The sequence below is a fragment of the Atlantibacter sp. RC6 genome, assembly GCF_014193285.1.
Taxonomy (GTDB): Bacteria; Pseudomonadota; Gammaproteobacteria; order Enterobacterales; family Enterobacteriaceae; genus Atlantibacter.
Window position 1 is genome coordinate 287,987 of sequence record NZ_JACHZE010000006.1, and the last position, 16,178, is coordinate 304,164.

Sequence of the window (16,178 nt, forward strand, 5' to 3'; positions counted from 1 at the left end):
GAGGGTTCGCCCTCCCGGTTATTGATGAGACTAATCAATCGCAGCAAATCATCACCAATTGCACGGCAGGCATGTAATGCAGCGCTGGCAGAACACGTAACCAGATTCGGCGATTACGGTCCTCAGAAAACAAAATCCACCTATACGGTGGCTGTACAGGGAACAAAAGTGATTGTGGAAGTGGTTAACCGCAAATCCAGCTATGTAGCCACGGCAATGACAGGCATGCGGCGGTTGCGGGCCATCGTCTGTTGATATCGATTTATCAACTCACTGCGGCGGGCGTGGATATACTCATGTCTGCCGCCATGGAGCAACTATGGCACAGGTTATTTTTAACGAAGAATGGGTTGTCGAGTTAAAACTGGCCGAAAAAACCGGCCTGAGTAACCGGCAGATCAAAGAGCATCGACATGGAACATGGGTGGAAGGTGTTCACTTCAAAAAAGTCACAATGACAGGAAAAGAAACCAAACGAGGGATCATCTGGTACAACTATCCGCGCATCAATCAGCTGGTACAGGAATCGTAATGAATTACCCAACGGGTGTTGAAATACATAATGGAAAAATTCGTATCACCTTCACCTTCCGTGGCAAGCGTTGTCGTGAGGTACTGAAGGGTTGGGTAGTCAATAATGCCAATATCAGAAAAGCCGGCAGCCTGCGGGCGCTGATCATGAGCGAGATCCAGCTGGGCGAGTTCGATTACGCGCTTCGTTTTCCAGAATCAAATGCGGTTAAAAAATTTACTTCCACACGTGTAGCAAAAACATGGGGAGAGTTAGTCGCACTCTGGTTGGGTGCAAAAGAAGAAGATATCTCAAAGAATACTATGGCACGCGTTCTCGCCCAGCTAAAGACAATGAACAGGATTATCGGCGAGATGACACCTATAGCCGATATCACACACAGCGACATGATGAACTACCGCAAAGAACTACTGCGGGGAGAAACTTTTTACGCAGATGGCCACAAAAGAAAGAAAGTCGGTCGCAGTGTTAACACGGTCAATGACTACATATCCCTGACCTGTCAGATTCTTCGCTATGCCCACAGGAGCAAATTCATACAAGATAAGCCGTTCGAGTACATTCCCAAGCTACATAAGGATCGCACCAAACCAGACCCTCTTCTCAGAGATGAATATGCCGCGCTCATACTGGCGATAACCGGACAGGATCGAAATATGTGGCAGTTCGCCATTAATTCAGGTCTGCGTCACGGGGAAATTGCGGCGCTTGCATGGGACGATGTTGATTTAAATGCAGGCACGGTTCATATCAGGAGAAACTTGACAGGCCGGGGGGATTTTGTTCCGCCTAAAACACTCGCGGGTGATCGCATCATCACCCTACTTGCCCCGGCTCTCGAAGCGCTGAAAGCCCAGCATTCAGTTACCGGCAATTTAGCGATTACAGAGATTGTTCAGCATTTCAGAGAGTACGGGAAAACCGAGATCCAAAATCACCGTTTCGTTTTCGTACCGGGTTTACGTTACGGTCAGCCAGGCAGGTATTTCTCCACTCAGTCCATAAGCGATCGGTGGGATGTATCGGTGAGTAAAAGCGGAATTCGCAGAAGGACGCCTTACCAGACCCGGCATACTTTTGCGTGCTGGGCGTTATCTGCGGGTGCAAACCCTACATTTATCGCCAGCCAGCTCGGGCATGAAGATGCGCAAATGGTCTATCGCGTCTATTCATCTTGGATAAAAGAATTCGACGGGGATCAGGTTGAGATGCTGAATGGAAAATTGGCAACCGCCCCCATTACGCCCCTGAAAAGCATCAAATGATAAAATAACCATTAGTAATCAATAAGTTATAATAACCCCTTGATACTATAGGGGGGTATAGTAACAGGATGGACAAGTAGTTGTAAAATTTATGTTTTTGTTGGGATTCAGGGAGTTAGAATCATTGAGGTTAAGATATTCATGCATAACGTTGTAGACTGTGGGCATGAAACACAGTCGAAGAAATCTATCAGGGAAAACCGATGTTCTCGTTTTTAAAGACGCTTAATCGAATGATCAGCAGCCAGCAGTCGGAACAGGAACCGAAACAATACACCGACCAGCAGCTCATCCAGTGGGCGACGGGCTGCATGCTGGAAGGGTTACCGGATGATTTCTATCAGGCCAGGCTGTTATGCACACGCCAGCCCGATCCCGAAAACCCTGACGGCTGGATCGTCAACGTAAATCACGATGTGATGCTAAATGCGGATTCCGATTATCAGCGTTTTCAACCTGCCGATGACCTGTACCCTGTTCAGTGCGTTGAAACCCTTCTTGAGGGTAAAGAATGGCAGGAGGCGACCCTGATTTTTAATACGGTAACGGCTTCTTTTAAATGGAAATGAGGCTAAGGGCCGGGTTTATCGAGACTCGCGTCAGTAAGCCGACGATTTGCCAGGAGCGATCCTTCGCAATGTTTGCCCGGGCAGCCTGTCGAACGGCTGCTTCGGGTCAATTCCCGTTGTTATCTCACAGAGTGAGTATCAGGGCCGTATACCCGCCGGTAGCCGGTTTACTTACCTGATTGCATTGTCATCTGCTGGGCGGACTTTAAGTGCTGCTCAACCACGGGGGTGTGCGCGTCGGCCAGGGCCTTAACATCGGGATCCTTGATATTCTGGGCATCGCTTTTCAGCTTCGACAGCACCATCTCGTGGTCTTTGGTGCCCGCGTTTTCCATATACATCTTGTCGAAGGCGTCGCCAGTCTGCTGTTCAAGCTTCGCGGCCATGTCCTTGTGCATGGCATCCGGCTCAGTCGGCAGTGTCACGCCTTTTTGCTGGGCCACAGCCTGAACTTTGGTTAAAGCACTGCCGTGGTCTTCAATCATCTTCTGCGCGAAGGTTTTAACTTCGCTATTTTGGGCCTTTTGCAGCGCAATCCTGGCGGCGGCGACTTCATTGATATTGGCCTGCGCCATGTCCTTCAACGCTTTTTGGTCGCCAGCGCTGAGCGCGCCGCTCGATGCGGTCTGGCCTGCGGCGCTATTCTGCGCGGCGTTGGTCTGCGTCTGGGCCTGCACGCCAACAGTGCTGAACATCGCTGCTATTGCCGATATGGCGAGCAGACTTTTCAAGGTCTTACGCTTTTGCATTTTGCTCTCCTGGAGGTCATGGATGAGGTTAGTGCCAAATAATCAACCGTGTGCGGTTTCGTATGAAAATAACCACGGTTATGGTCAGTATAGTGGTAGACAGCAGATTAAGTGACAAACCTCACGCCCAGCGGCAGGAATTGACGGCAACACAGGGCGTTAGCTAGCGGAAAATTTTGGTCAGGTCAGGTCGTGCAGCGGTTTGCCGTAAGGCTTACCGAGCGCAAAGTCGCTGAAAATAGCCTCCAGACCCTGTCTTTCCGGTGTACACGCCATGACGCCAACAAAGCGTTTTTGACGGTGAGGCCAGTGACACAACCTGAGCAGCGGCCACGTTTTACCGTCTGTAGAATACTGGATCCGTAATGCCTCGTTTTCCAGGGTAGCGCGCATCCAGAATGTGCCCGGATCCCCCGGGAACAAACCGGTTGCCCAGTCCGACGTGCCACGCGTTACCACGCTGCCGATAGCGGGCAGCTCGTCATTAAACTCAATGCCTGCTTTAACCCAGTGTTCCTGGTCATCCTGAATAAAGATGCCCGCCTGATCATAAAGATGGGTGAACTCCGCCATGACTTTTACCTGAAGGGTGAATTCCCCTTCGATATCAAATCCCCAGGCGTGGCCGCTATGGCGCTGAAAACCGTAAAAAGTCCGCGCCCAAAAATCCGTATTAGCCTGGGTGGTGAAGCGCAGATTTCCGTTCTCAAAACTATAATTATCGGGTGGGTTCAGCCAAATGCCGCCCTCTGCTTGCAGCGAATCAATTATGATCATCCGTTTTCTCCTCGTATCACGTTATTTATAGCAGTCATCCGACGCGTCTCAACGGGAAATAACAAGGCCCACCGAAGTGGGCCTGAAACAGTGAATCACGATGTCGTTATGACGCTTTATGCTCGATGACCTGCTGCGAATTTTCGATAGCGATTTTACGCGGCTTTTCACTTTCCGGGATTTCCTGATAGATGGAAACGTATAACAGCCCGCTATCCAGTTTGGCATTATCGACCTTCGCAAACTCAGGCAACGAGAAGCTCAGGCGAAAATCGGCGCGTCGGATGCCCCGATAAATCCAGCCCTCTTCACTCTCGGATTCGCTGGCCGAACGTTTACCCGAGACATGCAGGTTGCCGCCCACCGTTTCAATCTCCAGCTCCTCTTCTTTCCAGCCGGGCACGCTTAAAGTAAGCAGATAATGATTGCCGTCTACTTTTTTAAGGTCATAAGCGGGTGATGCGGAAACCGGGGTATCCCCCGTTAACTGGCTGAAGAGCCGATCGATACGGTTAAAGCGATCGCTAAATACGGAATCAGCAAAGCCAGGAAATGCTGACAAGGTTCTGAGTGCCATACGTTAACCTCCTGAATCATCAATTCAAAAGTTCAAGTTAAAGGCAAGCGTGGCTTGTCCGTTACTAAAATAGGATCGTCAACGGCGGTTTCAAGGGGGGAAATAAAAAAATTTCCCTGGGTCATTCACCGGGTCCTACAAGAAAAGGGAGTTGAATGTGATGCCGCAAACTTCCTATCCTGCCATTAATGACCCGAAAAATGCCCAGGAAGAATTATGAACACATTCAGCATCATCGCCATCCCATTTTTTGCTGCCGCCATGGTGTTGATCACCCTGGGTGCGAGCCGGCGAAACAGCGCCTGTTTTATCGTCGGCGGCGTATTGATGGCCTCATCGGTGGTCAATGCGGTGATCGGCATGACGCTATAACGGCAGATTGGCTATTTAATAACCCGTAACGAAATTGTAGAGATCATTTTGGAAAAATGATCTTTTAATCCCAGACTTATTAAAGACTTTTATTTATCGATATTATTCTGTGCCTTTTCGCAAAGCGCAAAGCGTAACACCTCGGAAACTCCAGCCTATTACAGTCATTAATCCATTCCCGAAGGTTAATAATAGCCAAAAAATAATACCCGGCAGAATTAATATACCCACAAGCGTTGCAATAGTCTTAAATATCAATAAGTAAATAAAACAAAACCATCATCATAAATTTTAAAATTTTGTTTAAGAGAATTTTTTCAGATTTTTATTAGACAAGATGATTTCGTTTGCTAATATTGAATCGCAGTTTCAAAAAGCTGTTTTATAAGTGCAAACACACCACAGGAGTCGTATTTTCGCATGGAATGGGTTGTAGAAAAGCAGTTAGTTTGCCCCTCGACCGGCACCTTTTTCGCTTTAGTCACAAGTGCCAAAAACTTAAAACTCATATTATGGTATAAAGGCAGTTATTTTATCCGCGCAGGAAACATCCTTAACACCGGTTATTTTGGCATTAGTATTAATGGACGCGCCAGAAATATCGAAATCATTCACGCCTTTCCCTTTAATCCTGGTCTCTGGAATACATTTAAATCCGCTGTATGCTGTCCGGGCAATGACGCCCTACTTTCTTGCGAGTGTACCCGCGCTGAGAGTTGTTTATTTAAAATATGCCCTTATGGCATCAGACCGCTTGAATAACCGCCTGACAGGGTAATGTAATTTTTGTTATGCGTTACGCCGGGAAGAGCGCTTGCCAGGCAGCATGCGCAGCAGCGTGTTGTCCTTCCAGACATAGTGATGAAACAGCGCCGCCGCGGCATGCAAGGCTAGCACGAGGTAGCCCAGCCGGGCGATAAGTTGGTGATAATCCGCCAGCGTATCGGCAAAATCCTCATCCGGCTCTGCCGCCACGGGCATCGTAATGCCAAACGCGACCCAGTCGCTGCCGCCATAGTATTTCATGGTCACGCCCAGCAGCGGCAGCGCAAGGTAGATAAGATAAATCAGCAGATGCACCAGATGGGAAAGCCCGATAAACAGCGGATGCGGCCTGGGCGTAATGGGCGGCGCGGCGTATTTAATGCGCAGCGCCAGCCGTGTGGCCATTAGCAGGAAGATCGCTATCCCACAGCTAAAGTGAACAGCAACGACAATGTGGCGGATGCTGCGCGGAAATTCGCTACGCAACTCCATCGCCGTATAGGCGACAATCACCAGCAGAAATACCAGCCAGTGCAGCGTGATTTGCAGTGAGGTGTATTTTGAGCGCATCGCAAAAACCCGAATAGTGATCCCTGTTTAAGCGTAGCCGCGGCGAAAAAAACGGCCCATATTTTGGGCCGTTGTAAATTATTCGTTGATGTCGGGATGCTGTTGCACCAGGCGCTGACGCTTCTCCTGAAGCTGGGCGATTTCCTGGTCGATATCTTCGATTTTTTGCTCAATGTTATCGTGATGCTCCTGAAGGATTTCACGCGCTTCCTGGATGTCCGAGGCCGCAGGCGTCGCGCCTTTCAGCGGACGGTTGGCGGTCTCTTTCATCGTCAGGCCGGTGATCAAACCAATCACCGCGATCACCATCAGGTAATACGCTGGCATCATCAAGTTGTTAGACGTTTCTACCAGCCATGCCGCCAGGGTCGGCGTCAGGCCTGCGACCAGTACCGAAATATTAAATGCGCTCGCCAGGGCGCTGTAACGGATATGGGTCGGGAACATCGCCGGCAGCGTGGAGGCCATCACGCCGGTGAAGGCATTGAGGATCACCGCCAGCATCAGCAGACCGGCAAAAATCAGCCCGATAACGTTGCTGTTAATCAGAATAAACGCCGGAATCGCCAGCAACAGCAGCGCAACGCTACCGAAAATCACGAACGGGCGACGGCCAAAACGGTCGCTCAGCAGGCCCATAATCGGCTGCACAAACAGCATCCCGATCATGATGGCGATAATAATCAGCACCCCGTGATCTTCAGAATAATGCAGGTTGTGGGACAGGTAGCTCGGCATATAGGTGAGCAACATGTAGTAGGTCACGTTAGTGGTGATCACCACGCCGATACAGGTCAACAGGCTGCGCCAGTGTTTTGTGGCGATCTCTTTAAACGAGACTTTGGGCCCATCGCGCAGGCCGTCGCGATCGCCCTGCTCCAGCTTATCGACATGCTGCTGGAACGCCGGGGTCTCTTCCAGCGCGTGGCGTAAATAGAGCCCGATGATACCCAGCGGCAACGCCAGGAAGAACGGGATACGCCAGCCCCACTCAAGGAATTTCTCCTCGCCGATCATCGCGGAGAGCATCACCACCACGCCCGCGCCCAGCACGAACCCGGCGATTGAACCGAAGTCCAGCCAACTGCCCATAAAGCCGCGCTTGCGGTCCGGGGAGTATTCAGCGACGAAGATCGACGCGCCGGTGTATTCACCCCCCACCGAGAAGCCCTGGGCCATCTTACACAGCAACAGCAAGATCGGCGCCCAGATGCCTATCGACGCATACGAGGGTATCAGCCCGATACAGAAGGTACTGACCGACATGATAACGATGGTGATAGCGAGAATTTTCTGGCGACCATATTTATCGCCCAGCATCCCAAAGAACAGACCACCGAGCGGGCGGATCAGGAACGGCACCGAGAACGTGGCGAGTGCGGCGATCATCTGAACGCTGGGATCGGCGCCTGGAAAGAACACTTTACCGAGGGCGTAGGCAACGAAGCCGTAAACCCCAAAATCGAACCATTCCATGGCATTACCCAGGGAGGCCGCCGTTATCGCTTTACGAAGCCGCGAGTCATCAATAATCGTGACATCGGAGAGCGATATCGGCTCAATTTTTTTCCTTTTAAGTTTCATAGTCATCCTCTAAAAATCACCGTAACGGCAGCAGATTGCACGCACGTAGCCCAGTCCGGGCAGAGCGTGGTTTCACTAAGCGGCGAAATAAAAGTTAGAAACAGGGTTGCCCCTTTGAAAGCGTAGCAGGTTTGTTATTTCAGCATGATGAAGTAATAAGCAATCGCGCTGTGTGTGTCAGGCATTGCTGTAACAACTTATTTACCTTATCAGGGATGTAAATAGTGATCAACTTCACATAATCTGAAGTTATGGATCGGCGGGTAAGGATTTACAGTTTCCGTAAACGAATGATTACAAAGATAAAGCCAGAAAAATAGCTGCGCCGGGGCTGGCCCGGCGTCAATAAAAATGAAACTCAGCGGGTCAATACCGCATTAAGCGAAGGGTCGTTACGCAGCGTTTGCCAGGCGGCTATAACGCGCTCGGGAATATCCACTGCCTCAATAAATCCGCGACCATTGGGCCCATAACCGTCCTTATCGTTACGCAGCCGCGGGATCTCCCCAACAATCAGCGAAAGATAGCGATCCACCGACCACATCCCTTCCCCGGCGGCAAAACGCGTATCGCGCGGCGTGGCGGTCAGGGTCGGTATAATCCCCGGCACGTTAAACCATTCCACCTGATGTTGCGCGTCGCGCCAGACGCGGGCGAACGTCGCGGCAGTACGGCGCTGCATGGTAGGGTCCTGAACCAGGATCGCCTGACGCGGCAGTAAGTCAAGGGCGTTCATCATCTCGCGGGTAAAGGCCGCGTTTTCGCCGCAATTGGTGGATTTATCCTCCACCAGCAGTTTATCGGCGGGAATATTCCAGAACCGGCCAGCGATATCCGCCAGGATTGCCGCTTCGCTGCGCCCGGTAGTAGGCAGGATGTTATAGCGCGGATGGCGGGCCACGGCGGCATACAAAAAGGGGGTGGAATGACCGATACCCCCGCTGATCAGCAGCGGGACCTGGCGCGCGGCGGCTTCCCGGCACGCCGCGTCGATAGCCGGTATCGCCGCATTGCCCGCCAGCACCACCAGGCCGATATCTTTCGCTTCCGCCAGCGCTGCGCTGTCATCCTGCGCCAGCCAGTGGCCCAGCGTATTTGCCGCATCGATCAGTGCGGGAGATAAAGGAGGAAATGGCGTCATCGTCAGGTTCTCCATGTTAAAAACGTGCGACCAGTGTATCCTCGCTCCGTGAGGGTTGCAGGGAGAAGGATCCGAAAGGACTACTTACGCGCATCCCGGTACAAACTCCCCTGGCCTGAACGCGCCCTTCCCCACAGTTCTTCATCGCTTAACCCGGTCTGGATCAGCTCAATGGGCACGCCCGCATCGTTAATCACCGCCACAAAATAGCCGTCGATGGGCTCGTACGGCCCGAGGATCACCTCTTCACCTTCAATTGCCTGCTGTAAATCATCCACCTTAAACGCCACGTGCGGCACGGTTTTTAATAGCGGATGCAGCGGCGAATCCTCGGTAAAACGGTGCCATTGAACACGAAACTTGCCGGGATTATCGGTGGTGTACATACCGGCATTAGCGCTGTAAATCCCTTCCTGAACGCCATCCTGCAACGGGATGCCGAAATGGTGAAACAGGTAGTTGATATTAGCTTTCATGATGGTTATCCGATGGCAGATGAATGGTTAACGTAACCTGCTCCAGTACGCCTTCAACCAGCGCCTGGGCGGTTTCAAACGGGCTGACTCTGGCAATACCGTTGAGGCGCTTATCGATGAGCAGCGTCGCCAGGCCGTGCAGATACGCCCAGGCGACGGTGACGCGCATCGCCGTCGCGTCATCCAGGGCGATTTGCCCATCCCCCGCCTGCGACGCGACGCTGCGCGCCATCATAAACATGGCGCGGCGCATGGCGGTGAGCAGATTTTGATTGGTTAAGCTGATGATCTCATTACGAAACATCAGCCCAAAAAGCTGCGGATGCTCCGCGGCGAAGTGAACATAGGTTTTCGCCATCGCACGCCGCCGCGCCGCGTCATCCGCGCAGTTTTCCGCGGCACGAAACAGCGCCGCCGCCAGCCGCTGATATCCCCGGGCCGCCAGTTCGCTGAGCAGATTCGCCAGGTCCCCGAAGTGATGCTTCGGCGCAGTGTGCGACACTTGCGCTTCCCGCGCAATGGCGCGTAGCCCGACGCCCGCCAGCCCGTCGCGCACCAGCACGCGTTCAGCGGCTTCCAGTACCGCCTCGGGTAAACTCCCGTGGTGATAGGGGCGTTTCTCATCCGTCATACAGGCTCCTTCGCTGCGCCAAATCTTACCAATGTAAAAATAGCCTATGTTGGTTAAACCGCCCGTCAACGCCAGCGCATTGAGCCGCTTTGTAAAACGGATAATGGGCAATGGAAAATTACGCCAATTTGCGGCATTATTCTGCGCCTTTGAAGCTCCGGCACGTTTAATGATAAAACCAGGTATTCACGCGTTATGAAAACCCGTTACCCCTTAATCGCCCTTGCAGCGCTGTTCATGCTCAGTGGATGCAGCACCCCTTCCCAACTACGCGCCCAGTACGACGTGGATTGCACCAGGAAATCTAACGGCGAGCAGCAAGCTTTTGATACCTGTTACACCCAGTCAAAAAACGCGATTCGCCAGCGGATGAATTTCGTTAACCCGCTTGGCGCGGCGGAGCTGGCGCAGATCCTTGAAAAACTCGATGCCCAGAAAGCGGCATTTAAACCGGCGCCGAAGCCAAAACCGCTTACCGGGGAAGAATATCAAAAGCTGGTGGTGGCTGAATTAGATAAACGCTTTAACGCCGATAAAGCCACCTGGTCCGGCCAGGCGTGTGAAGTGTTGATGAGCGTTAACGCCGACGGCACTATCGACCAGATTGAAGGCACCCCGACGCTGCCGAGCGCGCAGGCCGCCGCGGCCAGCGTCGCCATGGCCGATGCCAGTATCGACGCCGCCCTCGCCAACGGGCCGTCCAGCGACGAAAACGCCGCCACGCCCATCGCGCCGCCGGAAATCCAGCAGCAGCAAAACGGCGGCTCGCTGTGCACTGCATTTATCAACACTGCCAAAGCCAGTCCGTTGCCGAAACCACCGCTGGCCAACGGCGAAAGCAGCTTTGCGGTCTCTTTCACCTATGAAGATGACGCCAGGCCGCAGAGTTAGCCCATAAAAAAGGCTGCACATCCCGTGCAGCCTTGTGGTTAAACGCCCACCTGCTCCATGGCCTGGAGCACACGTTTATCGGATATCGGATACGGCGTCCCGAGTTGCTGCGCGAAGTAGCTGACCCGCAGTTCCTCAATCATCCAGCGGATCGCGGTCACTTCATCGTCATCACGGCGCGCGGCAGGCAGTTTGTTCAGCCACTGCTGCCACGCCTGCTGCACCGCTTCCACTTTCAACATCTGGGCGCGATCGCGATGCGGATCGATAGCCAGCTTCTCCAGCCGTTTTTCGATGGCCTGCAGATAGCGCAGCGTATCGCCGAGGCGCTGATAGCCGTTGCCGGTCACAAAGCCGCGGTATACCAGCCCGCTCATCTGGGCTTTGATATCCGACAGCCCCAGCGCCATGGTCATGTCCACCCGGCCCTTGAGCCGCTTATTGATGTTAAACACCGCCGTCAGGATCTGCTCCACCTGTTTGGCGATATCCACCACCGTATCGTTAAGCTCAGCGCGCACTTTTTCGTGCAACTGGGCAAAGCCCTCTTCGGTCCACACCGGCCCACCGTGTTCCGCTATCAGCTTATCAACGCCGCAGGAGATACAGTCGTCGATCAGATCCAGCACTTTACCGTAGGGATTAAAATAGAGCCCCAGCTTGGCTTTGTTGGGCAATTTCTCGTGCAGATACTTAATCGGCGACGGGATATTCAACAACAGCAAGCGCCGCAGCCCGCGCCACATGGCGTTCTGCTGATCCTGCGGGTTATCGAACAGCTTAATCCCAACGCTCTCTTTTTCATCCACCAGCGCTGGCCAGGCCTTCACCTGGTAGCCGCCGCGCTTCTGCTGGTAGTGATCGGGCAGCGTGCCGAAGCTCCAGATATGCAGCCCGCTTTGCTCGATGCCGTCATCCGCCACGGCGGAGAGCGTCTCCTGCACTTTATCTTTCAGGCTGCCTTTCAGCGCCGTGAGATCTTTGCCTTCGTTGAGCTTGCGATTTTTTTCATCCACCACCCGGAAGGTCATTTTCAGATGATCGGGCACCTGTTCCCACTGCCACGCCTCGCGATCGACGGTGACGCCGGTCATGCGGCGCAGCTCGCGCTCCAGCGACTCCAGCAGCGGCATCTCCAGCGGCGTGGCGCGGCCTAAAAACGCTTCGGCATAGTTTGGCGCGGGCACAAAGTTACGGCGTAACGGCTTGGGCAGCGATTTAATCAGCGCGATAAGCAGCTCGCGGCGCATCCCTGGCACCTGCCATTCAAAACCGGCGTCTTCCACCTGATTGAGCAGCGGCAGCGGAATATGAACCGTCACGCCATCGGCGTCGCCGCCCGGCTCAAACTGATAGCTGAGCGGCAGCTTAAGGTTGCCCTGATGCCAGAAGTTCGGATAGTCCAGCTTGCTGACTTTCTCCGCGCCCTCTTTAATCAACATGCTCTTTTCGAAATTGAGCAGATCCGGGTTCTCTTTGCTGGCCTTTTTCCACCAGCTGTCGAAATGCCGGGCCGAGATCACCTCATGGCCGATACGCTGGTCGTAAAACTCAAACAGCGATTCATCATCCACCAGGATGTCGCGACGGCGCGATTTGTGCTCCAGTTCTTCCACTTCGGCACGCAATTTCTGGTTATCCCGGAAGAAAGCGTGACGGGTTTGCCAGTCCCCTTCGACCAGCGCATGGCGGATAAACAGTTCGCGGCACAGCGCCGGGTCGATCTGGCTGTAATTCACCTTGCGCGCCGCGACAATCGGCAGCCCGTAAACCGTGACCTTTTCTGTCGCCATCACCGCGCCCTGCGCCCTTTCCCAGTGCGGTTCGCTGTAGCTGCGCTTCAGCAGGTGCTGGGCAACCGGCTCAATCCATTCGGGATCGATGCGTGCGGCAATGCGCCCCCACAGACGGCTGGTTTCCACCAGCTCGGCGACGATCGTCCATTTGGGCGGCTTCTTAAACAGGCCGGAACCGGGGAAGATCGCGAACCGGGCGTTGCGCGCGCCGGTAAACTCTTGTTTGTCGGTATCTTTCATCCCGATGTGCGACAGCAGGCCGGTGAGCAGCGCGGTGTGGATTTCGCGGTACTCCGCCGGTTCACTGTTTACCGGAATGCCCAGTTCTTTTACTACCTGGCGCAGTTGGGTGTAGATATCCTGCCATTCGCGCACCCGCAAATAGTTCAGATAATCGGCCCGGCACAGGCGGCGGAACTGGTTCGAAGAGAGCGCTTTTTGCTGCTCGCCAAGGTAGTTCCACAGGTTGACAAACGCCAGAAAATCCGACTCTTTGTCGTGGAAACGGCGGTGTTTCTCATCGGAGGCCTGCTGCTTGTCCATGGGCCGCTCGCGCGGATCCTGAATCGACAGCGCCGACGTGATAATCATCGCCTCGCGCACGCAGCCGAGTTTACGGGCTTCCAGCACCATCCGCGCCAGACGCGGGTCCACCGGCAGTTGCGACAACTGGCGGCCCAGCGGCGTGAGTTTGTAAACCGAGGCCTGTTCGTCGGTGGTAATCGCCCCCAGCTCTTCCAGCAAGCGCACGCCGTCCTGGATATTGCGCTTGTCCGGCGCTTCGACAAACGGGAAAGCGGCGATGTCGCCCAGCCCCAGCGCGGTCATCTGCAAAATTACCGACGCCAGGTTGGTGCGCAGAATTTCCGGGTCGGTAAACTCCGGGCGCGACAGGAAGTCGTCTTCCGAATAGAGACGGATACAGATGCCTTCCGACACGCGGCCACAGCGGCCTTTACGCTGGTTGGCGGAGGCCTGGGAAACCGGCTCAATCGGCAGGCGCTGAACTTTGGTGCGGTAGCTGTAGCGGCTAATGCGCGCCTGGCCCGGGTCAATCACATATTTGATGCCCGGCACCGTCAGCGAGGTTTCCGCCACGTTGGTCGCCAGCACGATGCGCCGCCCGGTATGGGACTGGAAAATCCGGTTCTGTTCGCTATTGGATAATCGCGCATACAGCGGCAGCACTTCGGTATGCGGCAGATTGAGCTTGTTCAGGCCGTCGGCGGTATCGCGGATTTCCCGCTCGCCGCTCATAAAGATCAGGATATCGCCGGGCGCTTCGTGGCTCAGCTCGTCCACGGCATCGAAAATCGCCTGTAGCTGGTCGCGCTCGGTATCGTCAGCGTCTTCGACAATCGGGCGATAGCGCACTTCTACCGGGTAGGTACGCCCCGAGACTTCGATAATCGGCGCGTGGTTAAAGTGCCGTGAAAAGCGTTCCGGGTCGATGGTCGCCGAGGTGATAATCACCTTGAGATCCGGACGACGCGGCAGCAGCTCTTTCAGATAGCCAAGCAGGAAGTCGATGTTCAGGCTGCGTTCGTGCGCCTCATCGATAATCAGCGTGTCGTACTGCATCAGCAGCCGGTCCTGCTGGATTTCCGCCAGCAGGATCCCGTCGGTCATCAGTTTAACCTGAGTGGATTCGCTGACATGATCGCTAAACCGCACCTTATAACCCACCGCGCCGCCCGGCTCGGTTTTCAGTTCATCGGCAATACGGTTCGCCACGGTGCGCGCCGCCAGACGGCGCGGCTGAGTGTGGCCGATCAGCCCGGTAATGCCGCGCCCCAGCTCCATACAAATTTTCGGCAGCTGAGTGGTTTTCCCCGAGCCGGTTTCCCCGGCGACAATCACCACCTGGTGATCGCGAATAGCGGCCAGGATGTCGTCTTTTTTCTGGCTGACCGGCAGATTATCCGGATAGGTAATTTCAGGACGTGCGGCAAGGCGCAACTGAACCTTCCCTGCCGCTTCGTTAATCTGCTGCTCCAGCTCGGCGAAGATCGCCTGTTGGGCATCAGGATTTTTCACTTTTTTCGCGCCATGCAGACGGCGCGCAAAACGCTGGCGATCTTTCAGCATCAGCGTATCAAGGCGCGCCATCAGCGCGTTCAGATTCAGGTTTTTGGTTTCCATGGTGCTTTTAAACGTTAGGTGCACAAGGTGTTAAGGTGTCGAGCGCGATGCGGCGTAGAGTACCACATCGCTCATTCCCACGCCTTGTTCAATAAATTCGAACATAGGAATCGATATATTGCGCTATCACTGCAATCGGATTGTGAATAGAGTGTTTTCAAGCAAGGGGCACACCCCGATCACTAAATAAAAGGAACCACCCATGAGCAAAGTATTAGTTCTCAAATCAAGCATTTTGGCAGGGTATTCACAGTCTAACCAGTTGTCTGATTATTTTGTCGACCAGTGGCGCGAGCAGCACAGCGCGGATGAAATCACCGTGCGCGACCTGGCGGCCAATCCCATCCCGGTACTGGACGGTGAACTGGTTGGCGCGCTGCGTCCGAGCGATGCCCCGCTGACCCCGCGTCAACAGGAGGCGCTGGCGCTGTCTGATGAACTGATTGCCGAGCTCAAAGCCCATGACGTGATTGTTATTGCGGCGCCGATGTACAATTTCAACATCCCGACCCAGCTAAAAAACTATTTTGACCTGGTGGCCCGTGCGGGTGTGACCTTCCGTTATACCGAGAAAGGGCCGGAAGGTCTGATCACCGGTAAACGTGCGATTGTGCTGTCCAGCCGCGGCGGTATCCATAAAGATACCCCGACCGACCTGATTGCGCCGTACCTGAGCCTGTTCCTCGGCTTTATCGGCATCACCGATGTGAACTTCGTGTTCGCGGAAGGCATTGCTTACGGCCCGGAAGTGGCGACCAAAGCCCAGACCGACGCCAAAGCGGCGATTGATAGCCTGGTTGCCGCGTAAATTTCAGCGATGAATTGAGTAAAGAGTGGGCCTCTCGCCCACTTTTTTTATGGCTACACCACTTCCCATGGCGTCTCATCCAGCGTGATCGTCAGCGCATCCCCGTCCCGCTGATACGCCACCGTATACTGATGCTCGTCATGCATATTGCGATCGCAGCACGGCTCAAAATAGTGCGTCAGGCAGCGGAAAGTGAACTGGTTGTCGTCCAGGCTGACGATTTCAAACGACTCCGGTTGATAAGCGTAACGACGATCGCCGGGAAATTCCGACATCACAAAGCGTTCGAAAATCCCCGCATGGCGCGTGATAAACTGGATAAGCTGTTGTTTATCCTGCGCATCGATACCTTCCAGCGGCAGACGAAAAGTGTGTTGTTCCATGACGGCTCTCCATCAAAATGAGAATAACAGCGTAGCATTTCAGGGCTGCCCCGGATGTATGAACCGGTCACATGGGTAACACTTTAAACCGGGCACATGGGTAACAGGTTATAACAGTACGGTAAACAGCTGACGGAGGTTTATCGTGCC

18 protein-coding genes are annotated in these 16,178 nt (G+C 53.9%); 8 read left to right on the forward strand and 10 right to left on the reverse strand.

The genetic code is table 11. From position 1 onward, the window contains the following. The first annotated feature begins 24 nt into the window (after positions 1-24). The 4 genes from FHW74_RS15495 to FHW74_RS15510 all read left to right on the forward strand — a co-directional run bounded on the left by FHW74_RS15495 (position 25) and on the right by FHW74_RS15510 (position 2,366). Complete coding sequence (locus FHW74_RS15495) at positions 25-255, forward strand: DUF4060 family protein (protein WP_183171276.1); 231 nt, start codon at positions 25-27, stop codon at positions 253-255. A 64-nt stretch (positions 256-319) separates the two neighbouring features. Then, positions 320-532 carry an excisionase family protein gene (gene xisR, locus FHW74_RS15500; protein ID WP_144129407.1) on the forward strand — a complete coding sequence of 71 codons (213 nt, stop codon included), beginning with the start codon at positions 320-322 and terminating at the stop codon, positions 530-532. After that, the gene (locus FHW74_RS15505) at positions 532-1,797 is read left to right on the forward strand and encodes a site-specific integrase (protein ID WP_183171277.1); all 1,266 of its coding nucleotides are present in this window, start codon (positions 532-534) and stop codon (positions 1,795-1,797) included. The genes xisR and FHW74_RS15505 overlap by 1 nt, the downstream gene beginning before the upstream one ends. A 203-nt stretch (positions 1,798-2,000) precedes the next feature. Next, on the forward strand, positions 2,001-2,366 hold the full coding sequence (locus tag FHW74_RS15510; protein ID WP_255459924.1) for a hypothetical protein: 366 nt from the start codon (positions 2,001-2,003) through the stop codon (positions 2,364-2,366). 167 nt (positions 2,367-2,533) lie between these two features. On the opposite strand, the gene FHW74_RS15515 is transcribed toward FHW74_RS15510, so the two are convergent. The 3 genes from FHW74_RS15515 to FHW74_RS15525 form a co-directional block, all read right to left on the reverse strand. After that, on the reverse strand, positions 2,534-3,115 hold the full coding sequence (locus tag FHW74_RS15515; RefSeq protein ID WP_183171278.1) for a DUF4142 domain-containing protein: 582 nt from the start codon (positions 3,113-3,115) through the stop codon (positions 2,534-2,536). A 180-nt stretch (positions 3,116-3,295) separates the two neighbouring features. Then, positions 3,296-3,892 carry a DUF1349 domain-containing protein gene (locus tag FHW74_RS15520; RefSeq protein WP_183171279.1) on the reverse strand — a complete coding sequence of 199 codons (597 nt, stop codon included), beginning with the start codon at positions 3,890-3,892 and terminating at the stop codon, positions 3,296-3,298. Positions 3,893-3,998: 106 nt separating this feature from the next. Beyond that, the gene (locus FHW74_RS15525; protein ID WP_183171280.1) at positions 3,999-4,469 is read right to left on the reverse strand and encodes an Hsp20 family protein; all 471 of its coding nucleotides are present in this window, start codon (positions 4,467-4,469) and stop codon (positions 3,999-4,001) included. Positions 4,470-4,685: 216 nt separating this feature from the next. Between FHW74_RS15525 and FHW74_RS15530 the strand changes: the two genes are divergently transcribed. Both FHW74_RS15530 and FHW74_RS15535 read left to right on the forward strand, forming a co-directional pair. Continuing rightward, on the forward strand, positions 4,686-4,841 hold the full coding sequence (locus FHW74_RS15530) for a hypothetical protein (RefSeq protein ID WP_183171281.1): 156 nt from the start codon (positions 4,686-4,688) through the stop codon (positions 4,839-4,841). 420 nt (positions 4,842-5,261) lie between these two features. Then, the gene (locus FHW74_RS15535) at positions 5,262-5,603 is read left to right on the forward strand and encodes an anti-adapter protein iraM (RefSeq protein WP_183171282.1); all 342 of its coding nucleotides are present in this window, start codon (positions 5,262-5,264) and stop codon (positions 5,601-5,603) included. Positions 5,604-5,630: 27 nt separating this feature from the next. On the opposite strand, the gene cybB is transcribed toward FHW74_RS15535, so the two are convergent. The 5 genes from cybB to FHW74_RS15560 all read right to left on the reverse strand — a co-directional run bounded on the left by cybB (position 5,631) and on the right by FHW74_RS15560 (position 10,008). After that, positions 5,631-6,176 (reverse strand): cytochrome b561, encoded by a 546-nt coding sequence (gene cybB / locus FHW74_RS15540; protein WP_183171283.1) that lies wholly within the window; start codon positions 6,174-6,176, stop codon positions 5,631-5,633. A gap of 78 nt (positions 6,177-6,254) precedes the next feature. Beyond that, positions 6,255-7,760, reverse strand: a complete 1,506-nt coding sequence (gene proP / locus FHW74_RS15545; protein ID WP_183171284.1) for a glycine betaine/L-proline transporter ProP — start codon at positions 7,758-7,760, stop codon at positions 6,255-6,257. Between the two features lie 358 nt (positions 7,761-8,118). Further along, a complete protein-coding gene (locus FHW74_RS15550; protein WP_183171304.1) occupies positions 8,119-8,907 on the reverse strand; it encodes a YdcF family protein in 789 nt (262 codons plus the stop codon). A 74-nt stretch (positions 8,908-8,981) separates the two neighbouring features. After that, positions 8,982-9,377, reverse strand: coding sequence for a VOC family protein (locus FHW74_RS15555; RefSeq protein WP_183171285.1), 396 nt, complete (start codon positions 9,375-9,377; stop codon positions 8,982-8,984). Next, complete coding sequence (locus tag FHW74_RS15560) at positions 9,367-10,008, reverse strand: TetR/AcrR family transcriptional regulator (protein ID WP_183171286.1); 642 nt, start codon at positions 10,006-10,008, stop codon at positions 9,367-9,369. Before FHW74_RS15560 ends, FHW74_RS15555 begins: the two co-directional genes overlap by 11 nt. Positions 10,009-10,203: 195 nt before the next feature. Here FHW74_RS15560 and FHW74_RS15565 point away from each other — a divergent pair, with 195 nt between their 5' ends. Beyond that, entirely contained in the window at positions 10,204-10,899 is a 696-nt protein-coding gene (locus FHW74_RS15565) for a hypothetical protein (protein ID WP_183171287.1), read from the forward strand. Between the two features lie 38 nt (positions 10,900-10,937). On the opposite strand, the gene hrpA is transcribed toward FHW74_RS15565, so the two are convergent. Then, positions 10,938-14,837, reverse strand: coding sequence for an ATP-dependent RNA helicase HrpA (hrpA, locus tag FHW74_RS15570; protein ID WP_183171288.1), 3,900 nt, complete (start codon positions 14,835-14,837; stop codon positions 10,938-10,940). Positions 14,838-15,039: 202 nt separating this feature from the next. Between hrpA and azoR the strand changes: the two genes are divergently transcribed. Then, positions 15,040-15,645 (forward strand): FMN-dependent NADH-azoreductase, encoded by a 606-nt coding sequence (gene azoR / locus FHW74_RS15575; protein WP_183171289.1) that lies wholly within the window; start codon positions 15,040-15,042, stop codon positions 15,643-15,645. Between the two features lie 53 nt (positions 15,646-15,698). On the opposite strand, the gene FHW74_RS15580 is transcribed toward azoR, so the two are convergent. Beyond that, positions 15,699-16,028, reverse strand: coding sequence for a hypothetical protein (locus tag FHW74_RS15580; RefSeq protein ID WP_183171290.1), 330 nt, complete (start codon positions 16,026-16,028; stop codon positions 15,699-15,701). Between the last annotated feature and the right edge of the window lie 150 nt (positions 16,029-16,178).

What these genes read in the sequence shown, in the direction of transcription:
- azoR (WP_183171289.1), top strand. Translation starts at nt 15,040, where the DNA reads ATGAGCAAAGTATTAGTTCTCAAATCAAGCATTTTGGCAGGGTATTCA.
- FHW74_RS15515 (WP_183171278.1), bottom strand. Translation starts at nt 3,115, where the DNA reads ATGCAAAAGCGTAAGACCTTGAAAAGTCTGCTCGCCATATCGGCAATA.
- xisR (WP_144129407.1), top strand. Translation starts at nt 320, where the DNA reads ATGGCACAGGTTATTTTTAACGAAGAATGGGTTGTCGAGTTAAAACTG.
- FHW74_RS15535 (WP_183171282.1), top strand. Translation starts at nt 5,262, where the DNA reads ATGGAATGGGTTGTAGAAAAGCAGTTAGTTTGCCCCTCGACCGGCACC.
- FHW74_RS15555 (WP_183171285.1), bottom strand. Translation starts at nt 9,377, where the DNA reads ATGAAAGCTAATATCAACTACCTGTTTCACCATTTCGGCATCCCGTTG.
- hrpA (WP_183171288.1), bottom strand. Translation starts at nt 14,837, where the DNA reads ATGGAAACCAAAAACCTGAATCTGAACGCGCTGATGGCGCGCCTTGAT.
- FHW74_RS15520 (WP_183171279.1), bottom strand. Translation starts at nt 3,892, where the DNA reads ATGATCATAATTGATTCGCTGCAAGCAGAGGGCGGCATTTGGCTGAAC.
- FHW74_RS15580 (WP_183171290.1), bottom strand. Translation starts at nt 16,028, where the DNA reads ATGGAACAACACACTTTTCGTCTGCCGCTGGAAGGTATCGATGCGCAG.
- cybB (WP_183171283.1), bottom strand. Translation starts at nt 6,176, where the DNA reads ATGCGCTCAAAATACACCTCACTGCAAATCACGCTGCACTGGCTGGTA.
- FHW74_RS15565 (WP_183171287.1), top strand. Translation starts at nt 10,204, where the DNA reads ATGAAAACCCGTTACCCCTTAATCGCCCTTGCAGCGCTGTTCATGCTC.
- FHW74_RS15525 (WP_183171280.1), bottom strand. Translation starts at nt 4,469, where the DNA reads ATGGCACTCAGAACCTTGTCAGCATTTCCTGGCTTTGCTGATTCCGTA.
- FHW74_RS15530 (WP_183171281.1), top strand. Translation starts at nt 4,686, where the DNA reads ATGAACACATTCAGCATCATCGCCATCCCATTTTTTGCTGCCGCCATG.
- FHW74_RS15495 (WP_183171276.1), top strand. Translation starts at nt 25, where the DNA reads ATGAGACTAATCAATCGCAGCAAATCATCACCAATTGCACGGCAGGCA.
- FHW74_RS15510 (WP_255459924.1), top strand. Translation starts at nt 2,001, where the DNA reads ATGTTCTCGTTTTTAAAGACGCTTAATCGAATGATCAGCAGCCAGCAG.
- FHW74_RS15560 (WP_183171286.1), bottom strand. Translation starts at nt 10,008, where the DNA reads ATGACGGATGAGAAACGCCCCTATCACCACGGGAGTTTACCCGAGGCG.
- proP (WP_183171284.1), bottom strand. Translation starts at nt 7,760, where the DNA reads ATGAAACTTAAAAGGAAAAAAATTGAGCCGATATCGCTCTCCGATGTC.
- FHW74_RS15505 (WP_183171277.1), top strand. Translation starts at nt 532, where the DNA reads ATGAATTACCCAACGGGTGTTGAAATACATAATGGAAAAATTCGTATC.